The sequence below is a fragment of the Accumulibacter sp. genome, from assembly GCF_023806565.1.
GTDB lineage: Bacteria > Pseudomonadota > Gammaproteobacteria > Burkholderiales > Rhodocyclaceae > Accumulibacter.
Genome location: NZ_JAMTDV010000111.1, coordinates 1 through 12,408, shown reverse-complemented (window position 1 = coordinate 12,408; position 12,408 = coordinate 1). Strand labels below are relative to the sequence as shown.

Genomic DNA, 12,408 nt, shown 5'->3' with positions numbered 1-12,408 from the left:
AGGTGCCGCAGGGGACGCGCAGCAGCCGCGGCAAGCCGATCGTCAACCTCTTCCCGTTCGAGGACGGCGAAAAGATCAGCGCCATCCGGCCGGTCAGGGAATTTGCCGACGACCGCTACATCTTCATGTGCACGGCCAACGGGACGGTCAAGAAGACGCCGCTGTCCGATTTCTCGAATCCGCGCAAGGCCGGCATCATCGCCGTCGCGCTCGACGAGGACGACGTTCTGATCGGCGCCGAAATCACCAACGGCTCGCAGGATGTGGTCCTCGTTTCCGACGTCGGCAAGGCGGTGTGGTTCGACGAGGAGGACGTGCGGGCGATGGGCCGCACGGCGCGCGGCGTCCGCGGCATGCGCCTGGGCGACAATCAACGGGTCCTGTCGCTGCTGGTCGCCGACAACGATCAGCAAACGGTTCTGGTGGCCACCGAGAACGGCTTCGGCAAGCGCACCGCGCTGGCTGATTTTCGCCATTCGGGGCGGGGCACGCAGGGAGTTATCGCGATTGCCGCCAGCGAGCGCAACGGCAAGGTCGTCGCTGCCCGCCTGGTGCGCGATGAAGACGAGATCATGCTGATCACCACCGGGGGTGTGCTGATCCGCACGCGGGTGCGCGAGATTCGCGAACTCGGCCGGGCGACGCAGGGCGTGACGCTGATCGCACTCGACGCCGGCGAGAAGCTCGCCGGTCTGGAAAAGATCGTCGAAACCGAAGAAGACAGCGAACTCGGCGACGAATCGAGTCGCGCGTCCGCCGAGCCTTCCGGCACCGATCCGGAGCCGGAGCAGGGCGCATGATCGCTCTCCCGGGCGTCGAATTCCCCGCCCGTCGGGCGCGATCCGGGCACGGATCTGCCGGATGAGCGGCGACCTCCAGAGTGAACTGGCGGTCGTCCGTACGCTGATCGACGGGGTCGATCGGCAATTGCTGGACCTGCTCAACCAGCGGGCGCGCTATGCGCAACAGGTCGGCGCAATCAAGGCGCGCCACGGCGAGGCCGGCTTCATCTACCGGCCGGAGCGCGAGGCGCAGGTGCTGCAGCGCATCCAGGCGATCAACCCGGGGCCGTTGTCGAACGAAAGCGTCACCTGGTTCTTCCGCGAGGTGATGTCGGCGTGTCTGTCGCTCGAAAAGCCGCTCGGCATCGCGTTCCTCGGGCCGCTCGGCACTTTCTCGGAGAGCGCGGCGGTCAAGCACTTCGGTCACGCGGCGCGGCTGATGCCGCAAGTCTCGATCGACGACGTGTTCCGCGAGGTCGAGGCGCATCACGCCGATTATGCCGTCGTGCCGATCGAGAATTCGACCGAGGGCGCGGTCGGACGCACGCTCGACCTGCTGCTGACGACACCGCTGAAAATCTGTGGCGAGGTGGTGCTGCGCATCCATCAGCATCTGCTTTCCCGGGAGTCTACGCTGAGTGACGTCAGCAAGGTCTATTCGCACGCGCAGTCGCTGGCGCAATGCCACGAGTGGCTGAACCGCTCGTTGCCGCAGGCGCAACGCATCCCGGTGGGCAGCAACGCACAGGCCGCACAACTGGCGGCGGGCGAGCGCGCGGCTGCGGCGATCGCCGGGCAGGCAGCGGCGGAGCGCTATCAGTTGCCGGAGCTGGCCAGCAACATCGAGGACGAGCCGAACAATACCACCCGCTTCGTCGTTCTCGGCCGGCACGACGCCGGGCCGTCGGGGCGCGACAAGACATCGCTGATCATGTCGGCGCACAACCAGACCGGCGCGCTCGGCAGCCTGCTCGCTCCGTTTTCCGAAGCGGGAGTATCGATGACCCGGCTCGAATCGCGCCCGGCGCGGCACACGCTGTGGGAGTATGTCTTCTTTGTCGATCTCGAAGGCCATCGCGAGGACGCGCCGGTGCGCAGCGCGCTTGCCGAGCTCGGTCGTCGGGCACCTTACCTCAAGCTTCTTGGTTCCTATCCCGTGGCCGCCTACTGAGCGGGTTTTTCGATGCGAGGAATGCCGATGACACTCTACGAGCAATCTTTACCGTACATCCGGGCCATCTCGCCCTATCAGCCGGGCAAGCCGATCACTCAACTGGCGCGCGAGATGGGACTTGCCGTCGACCAGATCGTCAAGCTGGCTTCCAACGAAAATCCGCTGGGCATGAGCCCGAAGGCGCGTGCGGCAGTGACCGGGGCGATCGCCGATCTGGCGCGCTATCCCGACGATTTCGCGCTCAAGCAGGCGCTGACCGAACGTACCGGTCTCGGCAGCGAACGCATCGTTCTCGGCAACGGTTCGAACGACGTGCTCGACATCGTCGCTCGCGTCTTCCTTGCGCCCGGTCGCTCGGCGATTCTTGCGCAGTACGCCTTCGCCGTTTATCCGCTGGCGACGCTGGCCGCCGGCGCCGAGCCGATCGTCGTCACCGCTCGCGACTACGGGCACGATCTGGACGCGATGCAGGCAGCGATCCGGGCCGACACGCATCTGATCTGGATCGCGAATCCGAACAACCCGACCGGGACCTTTCTTCCGTATGCGCAGCTCCGGGCCTTTCTCCAGGCGGTGCCGGCGCACATCGTGGTGGTCCTCGACGAAGCGTACAACGAATACCTGACTCCGGCCGAGCGGGTCGATACGACGGCGTGGCTGGCCGATCTGCCGAATCTGGTGATCACCCGCACTTTCTCGAAGATCTACGGCATGGCCGGTCTGCGCGTCGGCTACGCGCTGACCTCGGCCGAGATCGCCGATCTGATGAACCGCGTGCGCCAGCCGTTCAACTGCAACAATCTGGCGATCGCGGCAGCGGTGGCGGCGCTCGACGACCACGAGTTCGTCGCCAGCAGCTATGCGCTGAATCGGTCGGGCATGGCGCAGATCGTTGGCGGCCTGAAACGCCTGGGGTGCACCCACATTCCGTCGCATGGCAATTTCGTCACCTTCCGCCTGGCGGATGCTGCGCAGGTGAACCAGAGGCTTCTGCAGCAGGGAGTGATCGTCCGTCCGATCGGCGGCTACGGCATGCCCGACTGGCTGCGCGTGACGATCGGCAGCGAAAGCGAAAACGCCCGCTTTCTCGCCGCGCTGGAGGTCGCGCTGTGAGCCGCTGCCGCTGCCGCTGTCGACCGTGAGCGGCCCGGCGATGTTCGGCAAGGTCGTCATTTTTGGTGTAGGCCTCATCGGCGGCTCGTTCGCACTGGCACTGAAGGCGGCTGGGCAGGCAGCGGAGATCGTCGGCTTCGGGCGCCGGCTTGGCTCTTTGACGCAGGCACTGGAGCTCGGCATTCTCGACCGCGCAGGTTTCAACGTCGGGCAGGAGGTGTCGAACGCCGATCTCGTGCTGATTGCCACGCCGGTCGGGAAGACGCCGGAGATCATGGCGCGCATCGCTCCCTGCCTGGGAGAGCAGACTGTGGTCACCGACGCTGGCAGCACCAAGGAAGACGTGGTCGCCGCGGCACGCGCGCATTTCGGTGAAAGAATCGGCCAGTTCGTCCCTGCGCATCCGATCGCCGGCGCCGAGAACAGCGGTGCGCTGGCAGCGCGCGCCGATCTCTATCGCGACAGGCAGGTGGTGCTGACCCCGTTGGCGGAAAACAGTGTGCAGACCGTCGCCCGCGTGCGCGCTGCCTGGCAGTGCTGCGGCGGCCGGATCCGCGAGCTGGCGCCGGACGAGCACGATCGGATTTTCGCGGCGGTCAGCCATCTGCCCCATGTCCTGTCCTTTGCCCTGGTGCATGAGCTGACACGGCGCGACAACCGCGATCTGCTGTTCGCCTTCGCGGCGAGCGGCTTCCGCGATTTCACGCGCATCGCCGCGAGCCATCCGGAAATGTGGCGCGACATCTGCCTCGCCAACCGTTCGGCTCTGCTCGAAGAGCTCGACCGCTACCGGGCGCAGCTCGATGAACTGCGGGACGTGTTGCAGCGCGGCGACGGCGGCAGCCTGGAAGCAATTTTCGAAATCGCCAGGACAGCGCGCCGGGAGTGGGCAAACCAATGAGCGGGGATTACATCGATCTGCCGCAGGTGCTCGCGGCGGCGGGGACGGTTCGCCTGCCGGGTTCGAAGAGCATCTCCAACCGGATGCTCCTGCTCGCCGCGCTGGCCTCTGGCAAGACGGAAATCTGCGACCTGCTGCACGCCGACGATACCGCGCGCATGCTCGACGCGCTGCACGCGCTCGGTGTCGATATCGAAAGCGGGGAGGGCAACCGCCTCTTGATCAGCGGCGTCAACGGGAATTTCACGGTTCGGCGGGCGGATCTCTTCGTCGGCAATGCGGGAACCGCCTTGCGACCGTTGACCGCGGTGCTCGCGTTTGCCGGTGGCGACTATCGCTTGTCGGGTGTGCCGCGGATGCACGAACGGCCGATCGGCGATCTCGTCGACGCCTTGCGCGAGCTCGGTGCCGAGATCAGCTATCTCGGCGCAGAGGGTTTTCCGCCGTTGGCAATTCGCCCGCCGCGGCCGCGGGCCGTCGGGCGGGTGCACGTGCGGGGCGACGTGTCGAGCCAGTTTCTCAGCGGCCTGCTGATGGCACTGCCGCTGCTTGCCGGCGAGACGACGGTGGAAGTGGTCGGCGAACTGATTTCGCGACCGTACGTGGAAATCACCCTGGCCAGCATGGCGCGCTTCGGCGTGCAGGTGCGGCGCGAGGGCTGGCAGCGTTTCACGGTGCCGGCGGGCAGCGCCTACCACTCGCCGGGCGAGTTGTACGTCGAGGGCGATGCTTCGTCGGCGTCGTACTTTCTTGCGCTTGGCGCGCTGGGCGGGGGGCCGCTGCGGGTCGAGGGAGTGGGCCTCGATTCGATTCAGGGAGACGTCCGCTTCGTCGATGCGCTGGCTGCGATGGGCGCACAGATTCGCGGCGGCAGCAACTGGCTCGAGGCGGCCGCGCCGCAGCGCAGGCTGCAGGGCATCAGCCTCGACTGCAACCGGATTCCGGACGCGGCGATGACTCTGGCGACGGTCGCCCTGTTTGCCGAAGGGCCGACCACCTTGCACAACATCGCCAGTTGGCGGGTCAAGGAAACCGATCGCATCGCAGCCATGGCGAGCGAACTGCGCAAGCTCGGCGCCACCGTGGACACGGGGTCGGATTTCATCCGGATCTCGCCGCCCCCCGGAGGAGAACTGCAGCCGGCAGCGATCGATACCTACGATGACCACCGCATCGCCATGTGCTTCTCGCTGGCGGCGCTGGGGACGCCGTTGCGGATCAACGAGCCACAAGCCGTGGCCAAGACTTTCCCGGACTATTTCGACCGTTTTGCCGAGGTGACCCAAGCGGTGCCGGTGCTTGCAATCGATGGCGGCTCGGCGTCCGGCAAGGGTACCGTCGCGACGCGGGTGGCGCAGGCACTCGGCTGGCACTACCTGGATTCCGGCGCGCTGTACCGGCTGACCGCGTTGGCTGCGCGGCGTGCCGGCATCGCCTGGGACGACGAGACCGGTGTCGCGGCGATTGCCGAGCGCCTCGACGTCCGTTTCACGGTGAACGCAATCACCCTTGGTGGTGAGGACGTTTCCGATGCGATACGCAGCGAGGAAATCTCTGCCGGAGCCTCGCGTGTCGCGGCGCTTCCCGCCGTGCGCGCTGCATTGCTCTTCCGGCAGCGGGCGTTTCGCCGGCCGCCGGGTCTTGTGGCCGATGGGCGCGACATGGCGTCGGTGGTCTTCCCGGATTCGGCGACCAAGGTGTTTCTTGTCGCCAGTCTCGAAATGCGCGCCATGAGGCGGCATAAGCAGTTGATCGAAAAAGGAATGGCTGTTAGTATTGCAAACCTTTTGCTCGATCTGCGCGAACGCGACGAACGCGATAGCCAACGCGGCGCCGCCCCCATGCAGCAGAGCCCGGACGCTGAATTGCTCGACACGACGAACCTGACCATCGGAAGCGCGGTGGCACAGGTGCTGGACTGGGTCAACAAGGTTCCGAAGAAAGGGTGAAACGGCGACTGCCGTTTGCCAGAGGTGTCACCAGCTCGACGCGTCGTTGGTCCGGCAGCACTGCCGCCTGCTAATACGGTGTCCATGCTTCCCGCTTTGGTGAGGTTTCCGGAGTGGCCGGGACTGGTGATTTTTTCAACTCACCCCGCAGCTTTGCGGTTAGGTAACTCAACACATATGTCAGCCAACCCCACCATGCAAGAAAGCTTTGCCGAACTTTTCGAAGAGAGCCTCGGGCGTCAGGAAATGCGCCCCGGAGAGGTCATCACCGCCGAAGTCGTGCGCATTGACCAGAATTTCGTCGTCGTCAATGCCGGCCTCAAGTCCGAGAGCTACATTGAAATTGAAGAATTCCTGAATGACAAGGGCGAACTGGAAGCCAAGATCGGTGATTTCGTTCAGGTCGCCATCGAGCAACTCGAGAACGGTTTCGGTGAAACGCGTTTGTCGCGCGACCGCGCCAAGCGGGTTGCGGCGTGGAATGCGCTCGAGCAGGCACTGAACGACGGCAGCCTGGTGACCGGCACGATCACCGGCAAGGTCAAGGGAGGCCTGACCGTGATGACCAACAGTGTCCGCGCCTTCCTGCCGGGCTCGCTGGTCGACATGCGTCCGGTCAAGGACACCAGCCCGTACGAAGGCAAGACCTACGAATTCAAGGTCATCAAGCTCGACCGCAAGCGCAACAATGTGGTGGTTTCGCGGCGTGCGGTGCTCGAAGCCAGTGTCGGCGAAGAGCGCGATGCGCTGCTCGCGGCACTGAAGGAAGGCAGCGTCGTCAAGGGGGTGGTCAAGAACATCACCGATTATGGTGCCTTCGTCGACCTGGGCGGTATCGACGGTTTGCTGCACATCACCGATCTCGCCTGGCGTCGTGTCCGTCACCCGTCGGAGGTGCTGGCGGTCGGCGACGAGGTGCAGGCGAAGATTCTCAAGTTCGACCAGGAAAAGAACCGTGTCTCGCTTGGCCTGAAGCAACTCGGCGAAGATCCGTGGGTCGGCATTTCGCGCCGCTATCCGCCGACCACGCGGCTCTTCGGACGGGTTACCAACCTCACCGACTACGGGGCATTCGTCGAAATAGAGCAGGGCATCGAGGGCCTGGTGCACGTCTCCGAAATGGACTGGACCAACAAGAATGTCCATCCTTCCAAGGTCGTGCAGCTGGGCGACGAAGTCGAGGTGATGATCCTCGAAATCGACGAGGACCGGCGTCGCATTTCCTTGGGAATGAAGCAGTGCGCGGCCAACCCGTGGGACGACTTCTCGATGAACTACAAGAAGGGCGATCGGGTGCGTGGCGCCATCAAGTCGATCACCGATTTCGGCGTGTTCATTGGCCTGCCCGGCGGCATCGACGGCCTGGTGCATCTCTCTGACCTCTCTTGGTCGCTGCCGGGCGAGGAGGCGATCCGCAACTTCAAGAAGGGCGATGAGGTCGATGCGGTGGTGCTGGCGATCGATACCGACAAGGAGCGCATCTCGCTGGGAATCAAGCAACTCGACGGCGATCCCTACACCAGCTATATCGCGACGCACGACAAGAACAGCATTGCTCGCGGCGTCGTCAAGTCGGTGGATGCGCGCGGTGCGGTGGTCATGCTCGAGGGCGACATCGAAGCCTATCTGCGTGCTTCCGAGGTGTCGCGGGAGCGGATCGACGACTTGACCAAGGTGTACAAGGAAGGGGACAAGATCGAGGCAATGATCATCAACGTCGATCGCAAGACGCGTTCGATCAGCCTGTCGATCAAGGCCCGGGAGCAGGCCGAGCAGCAGGAGGCGATGCAGAAGCTCTCCGCGGACAGCAGCGCGAGTTCCGGTACCACGAATCTCGGCGCCCTGCTCAAGGCCAAGTTGCATAATCCCCAATAGGATTGGCGGATGACCAAGTCGGACCTCATCACCCACTTGGCCGGGCGCTTCCCGCAACTGGTCGCCAAGGATGCGGATATGTCGGTGAAAATGATTCTCGACGCGATGGCCGAGGCGCTGTCCCGCGGTGATCGAATCGAGATTCGTGGATTCGGCAGCTTCGCGTTGAACTACCGGCCGCCGCGAGTCGGCCGCAATCCCAAGTCGGGCGACAAGGTCGAGGTCCCGGAGAAGTGGGTACCGCACTTCAAGGCCGGCAAGGAATTGCGGGAGCGGGTCGACGGTTCCCTGGAATCGGCCTGATTCGTCGGCGCGTCGCGGATGCGGGCGGTAACGACAGTTGCCGCCCGCTTCTTGCAGAAAGCTGATGCATGTTCGCGTTGTCGTCGACCGCGAGAATCGTCTTCTCCGGCTTAGAGCTTCCACGCGGAAGCGACGGGCCGATCGCCATCCCGCGGCGTCTATGAGCGCGTGGGCAGCGAGAACCTCACCGACCCATGATCGAATTCGAATACTGGCAACTGCTGCTTTTTCCCCTGTTCTTCGGGCTCGGCTGGGCTGCCGCGCGGATCGACATCCGCCACCTGGTGCAGGAGTCGAGGACGCTGCCGCGCTCGTATTTTCAGGGGCTCAACTTCCTCCTCAACGAACAGCCGGACCGCGCGATCGAAGCCTTCGTCGAAGCGGTCAAGGTGGATCCGCAAACCATCGAGCTGCATTTCGCACTGGGCAGCCTGTTTCGTCGCCGCGGGGAAACCGAACGCGCGATTCGCATGCATCAGAATCTCCTCGAACGCGAGGATCTCAAGCAGGATTTGAAGCTGCAGGCGCTGGCGGAGCTTGGCCAGGACTATCTCAAGGCCGGTCTGCTCGACCGCGCGGAAGAGATTTTCGACAAACTTCGGGTTTCGGAGCTGGCCGAGGACGCGAAGCGCAATCTGCTCGAGATCTATCAGCTCGAGAAGGACTGGGAAAAGGCGATCACGATTGCTTCGGAGCTTCCCGACTTTGCGTCGCACAAGGAAATTGCAGAGTACTACTGTGAGCTGGCGGCGGCCGAGATCATTCGCTCGCGCTGCGATCTGGCGGCGGGCTATCTGCAGAGTGCGATCGAGAAGAACCGCAAGTGTGTTCGAGCCAGTCTGCTGCAGGGCGACATCCTGTTCCAGCAGGATCGACCGGTGGCCGCGATCGAGTGCTGGCAGAGAATCGAACAGCAGGATCCGACCTACCTGGCACTCGTCGCGCAGCGCCTGCTGGATGCCTTTCGCAAGATCGACCGGCGGGAAAGAGGCTTGCAGCTGTTGCGCGGCTATCTCGAACACTATCCGTCGCTCGACCTTCTGGACGTGGTCTTTCAACTGGTGCTCGAAAGCGACGGTGCCGAGGCAGCATACAAACTGGTCCGCGACGAGCTGAAGCGCAATCCGACGCTGCTCGGTTTCGACAAGTTGCTGGAAGCGCGTTTGCTGGTGGCGTTACCGGAGAACCGCGCCGATCTCGAACTCGCGAAGGGAATCGTGCACGGTTACACCCGTCGTCTGGCTCGTTATCGGTGCGATAATTGCGGCTTCAAGGCTCGCCAGTTCTATTGGCGGTGCCCGGCCTGCGGCGGTTGGGAAACCTACTCGCCGAAGCGCACCGAAGAATTCGATTTGACACCATAGGAGTCTTCTCTTGCCCGTCGCCGTGTGTGGCCGGGGGCGCGAGCGCCTCGTGAATACCTCTCGTCGTTCCGACCCCGGCAGCCATGGCGCTTCCTGATCTGGCCGCCGCCCGCCTGCTGATCGTCGGCGACGTCATGCTCGATCGTTACTGGTTCGGGGAGGTGGCACGAATTTCGCCCGAGGCACCGGTGCCAGTGGTCAAGGTGGGGCGCAGCGAGGAACGCCCGGGAGGGGCTGCCAACGTGGCGCGAAATGTCGCCGCCCTGGGTGCGCGCGTCGCCCTGCTGTCGGTGGTTGGTGACGACGAGGCGGGGCGCAGCCTGCAAGGTCTGCTGGCGGCGAGCGGCATCGACGTCAGCCTGCATCTGGACGTGGCGATCAGCACCACCGTCAAGCTGCGGGTCATTGGCCGCCAGCAGCAACTGCTGCGCATCGATTTCGAAACCGCACCCTCGCACGAGGTCCTGCGCGCCAAGCTGGTCGAATTCGCAGCGCGTCTGCCCGCCTGCGATGCCGTCATCCTGTCCGATTACGGCAAGGGCGGACTCACGCATATTGGTGAGATGATCCGCCTGGCGCGCGCTGCCGGCAAGATCGTTCTGGTCGATCCCAAGGGCGACGACTTCTCGAAGTACGCGGGAGCAACCGTCGTCACGCCTAATCGCGCGGAACTGCGCGCGGTCGTCGGGCGCTGGCAGGATGACGAAGACCTGGCGCGGCGCGTGGAAAGACTGCGCTGCGAACTGCAACTGGAGGCCTTGCTGGTGACGCGCAGCGAGGAGGGAATGTCGCTCTTCCAGGCCGGTGGGGCGATACACGAGAGGGCCGTGGCGCGGGAAGTGTTCGATGTATCGGGTGCTGGCGACACGGTGATCGCGACGCTTGCGGCGATGTTGGCGTGTGGTGCTGCTTGGCAGCACGCGGTGCATGTGGCGAACGTCGCTGCGGGCGTCGTGGTGGGCAAGCTTGGGACCGCGGTGGTCAGCCGCGCGGAACTGGCGATGGCATTGAGGTGAGGCAAGTCGATGTATACGATAGTTACCGGTGCGGCCGGCTTCATTGGTTCGAATCTCGTCAGGGCGCTGAATGATCGCGGGGTGCACAAGATCATCGCAGTCGACAATCTCAGCCAGGCCGACAAGTTTCGCAACCTGGTCGATTGCGACATCGCGGATTACCTCGACAAGCAGGAGTTCATCGACCGCCTGCGAGCCGGCGACTTCGACGGGGATGTCGATGCCATCCTTCATCAGGGGGCGTGTTCCAATACCATGGAAACCGATGGCCGCTACATGATGGAGAACAACTACCGCTATTCGCTGGAGATCCTCGACTGGTGCCTGGACCAGGAGGTGCAGTTGCTCTACGCGTCGAGCGCAGCAACCTACGGGGGCGGTGGTATATTCCGGGAGGAACGACTGCACGAGGCGCCGCTCAATGTATACGGATACTCCAAGTTCCTTTTCGACCAGGTGGTCCGCCAGCGCCTGGCGGTTGCCGGTTCGTTCAACTCGCAGGTCGTCGGCTTTCGCTACTTCAACGTCTACGGTCCGCGCGAGTCACACAAGGGGCGCATGGCTTCGGTCGCCTTTCATCACTTCCACCAGTTTTGCAGGGACGGCAAGGTGAAGCTGTTCGAAGGTTGCGCCGGCTACGCCAATGGCGAGCAGCGGCGAGATTTCGTGCATGTCGGCGACGTTGCCGGGGTCAATCTGTATTTTCTCGATCATCCCGAGAAATCGGGCATCTTCAACGTCGGCACCGGCCGCGCGCAAACATTCAATGATCTGGCGACGGCCACGGTGAACGGTTGCCGCGCGCTGTCCGGCGAGGCCGCGCTGTCGCACGGCGAACTGGTACGGCAGGGGCTGATCGAGTACATCCCGTTCCCGGCGGATCTGCGCGGCAAGTATCAGAGCTTCACCGAAGCAGACCTGTCGAAACTGCGCCGGGCGGGCTACGAGGCGCCATTCGCCAGCGTCGAGGAAGGTGTCCGGCAGTACGTCGAATGGTTGGGCAGGCATGGATAAGACTCTCGAAGATTACGTCGGCAGCACACCGCTGGTACGCTTGACGCGTCTGCCGGGTGCCGGCATCGCCGCGCGCGGCAACCGCATCCTGGCCAAGCTCGAGGGCAACAACCCCGCGGGTTCGGTGAAGGACCGTCCGGCGCTTTCGATGATCGCGCGGGCGGAAAAGCGGGGCGAGATCAGGCCGGGCGACACGCTGATCGAGGCAACCTCGGGCAATACCGGTATCGCGCTGGCGATGGCGGCAGCGATGCGTGGCTATCGGATGATTCTGGTGATGCCGGAAAATCAGAGCGTCGAACGTCGACAGACGATGCGTGCCTTTGGCGCGGAGCTGGTTCTGGTGCCCAGGGACGGCGGCATGGAACTCGCGCGCGACGTCGCCGAAAGCATGCAGAAGGAAGGGCGTGGCCGGATTCTCGACCAGTTCGCCAATCCGGACAATCCCTTGGCGCATTACGAGGGAACCGGTCCCGAAATCTGGCGACAGACCGAGGGGACGATCACCCATTTTGTCAGCAGCATGGGTACTACCGGAACGATCATGGGAGTTTCCCGCTATCTGAAGGAGCGGGATCCGGCAATCTGTATCGTCGGTTGCCAGCCGGAAGACGGGTCGCAGATTCCCGGCATTCGCAAGTGGCCGGAAGCCTACCTGCCGAAAATCTTCGACCACACGCGGGTCGACCGGGTGGAATCGGTGGGCCAGGGAGAAGCGGAAGAAATGACCCGGCGCCTGGCACGCGAGGAAGGGATCTTTGCCGGCATCTCGTCGGGCGGCGCGCTCGTCGTCGCCCTGCGCCTGGCCGCCGAGGTGGAGAATTCCACGATCGTCAGCATCGTCTGTGATCGCGGCGACCGCTATCTTTCGACGGGAGTTTTCCCGGCTTGAGGAGCTCCGATGAAGCCGGTTCTAG

Annotated in this window: 11 protein-coding genes; all 11 read left to right on the top strand. The window is 64.0% G+C overall.

Translation table 11 applies throughout. From position 1 onward, the window contains the following. Nucleotides 1–800, top strand: an 800-nt coding sequence (locus NFV80_RS12300) for a DNA gyrase C-terminal beta-propeller domain-containing protein (RefSeq protein ID WP_295330336.1), incomplete at its 5' end; no start/stop codon positions are given. Between the two features lie 61 nt (nucleotides 801–861). Continuing rightward, nucleotides 862–1,953 (top strand): prephenate dehydratase, encoded by a 1,092-nt coding sequence (pheA, locus tag NFV80_RS12295; protein ID WP_295330334.1) that lies wholly within the window; start codon nucleotides 862–864, stop codon nucleotides 1,951–1,953. Nucleotides 1,954–1,980: 27 nt separating this feature from the next. After that, entirely contained in the window at nucleotides 1,981–3,069 is a 1,089-nt protein-coding gene (gene hisC / locus NFV80_RS12290; protein ID WP_295330332.1) for a histidinol-phosphate transaminase, read from the top strand. Nucleotides 3,070–3,109: 40 nt separating this feature from the next. Continuing rightward, on the top strand, nucleotides 3,110–3,970 hold the full coding sequence (locus NFV80_RS12285; protein ID WP_295330338.1) for a prephenate dehydrogenase/arogenate dehydrogenase family protein: 861 nt from the start codon (nucleotides 3,110–3,112) through the stop codon (nucleotides 3,968–3,970). After that, on the top strand, nucleotides 3,967–5,919 hold the full coding sequence (locus NFV80_RS12280; protein ID WP_295330330.1) for a bifunctional 3-phosphoshikimate 1-carboxyvinyltransferase/cytidylate kinase: 1,953 nt from the start codon (nucleotides 3,967–3,969) through the stop codon (nucleotides 5,917–5,919). Before NFV80_RS12285 ends, NFV80_RS12280 begins: the two co-directional genes overlap by 4 nt. Before the next feature lie 177 nt (nucleotides 5,920–6,096). Continuing rightward, nucleotides 6,097–7,794 carry a 30S ribosomal protein S1 gene (rpsA, locus tag NFV80_RS12275; protein WP_295330328.1) on the top strand — a complete coding sequence of 566 codons (1,698 nt, stop codon included), beginning with the start codon at nucleotides 6,097–6,099 and terminating at the stop codon, nucleotides 7,792–7,794. A 9-nt stretch (nucleotides 7,795–7,803) separates the two neighbouring features. Continuing rightward, on the top strand, nucleotides 7,804–8,097 hold the full coding sequence (locus NFV80_RS12270) for an integration host factor subunit beta (RefSeq protein WP_295330326.1): 294 nt from the start codon (nucleotides 7,804–7,806) through the stop codon (nucleotides 8,095–8,097). A gap of 194 nt (nucleotides 8,098–8,291) precedes the next feature. Next, nucleotides 8,292–9,461 (top strand): lipopolysaccharide assembly protein LapB, encoded by a 1,170-nt coding sequence (lapB, locus tag NFV80_RS12265; RefSeq protein WP_295330324.1) that lies wholly within the window; start codon nucleotides 8,292–8,294, stop codon nucleotides 9,459–9,461. A gap of 83 nt (nucleotides 9,462–9,544) precedes the next feature. After that, nucleotides 9,545–10,477: a D-glycero-beta-D-manno-heptose-7-phosphate kinase gene (gene rfaE1 / locus NFV80_RS12260; protein ID WP_295330322.1), complete on the top strand. Its 933-nt coding sequence runs from the start codon at nucleotides 9,545–9,547 to the stop codon at nucleotides 10,475–10,477. Nucleotides 10,478–10,486: 9 nt separating this feature from the next. Continuing rightward, nucleotides 10,487–11,491, top strand: a complete 1,005-nt coding sequence (gene rfaD, locus NFV80_RS12255; protein ID WP_296758823.1) for an ADP-glyceromanno-heptose 6-epimerase — start codon at nucleotides 10,487–10,489, stop codon at nucleotides 11,489–11,491. Continuing rightward, a complete protein-coding gene (gene cysM, locus NFV80_RS12250) occupies nucleotides 11,484–12,383 on the top strand; it encodes a cysteine synthase CysM (RefSeq protein ID WP_295330318.1) in 900 nt (299 codons plus the stop codon). The genes rfaD and cysM overlap by 8 nt, the downstream gene beginning before the upstream one ends. Nucleotides 12,384–12,408: the final 25 nt, after the last annotated feature.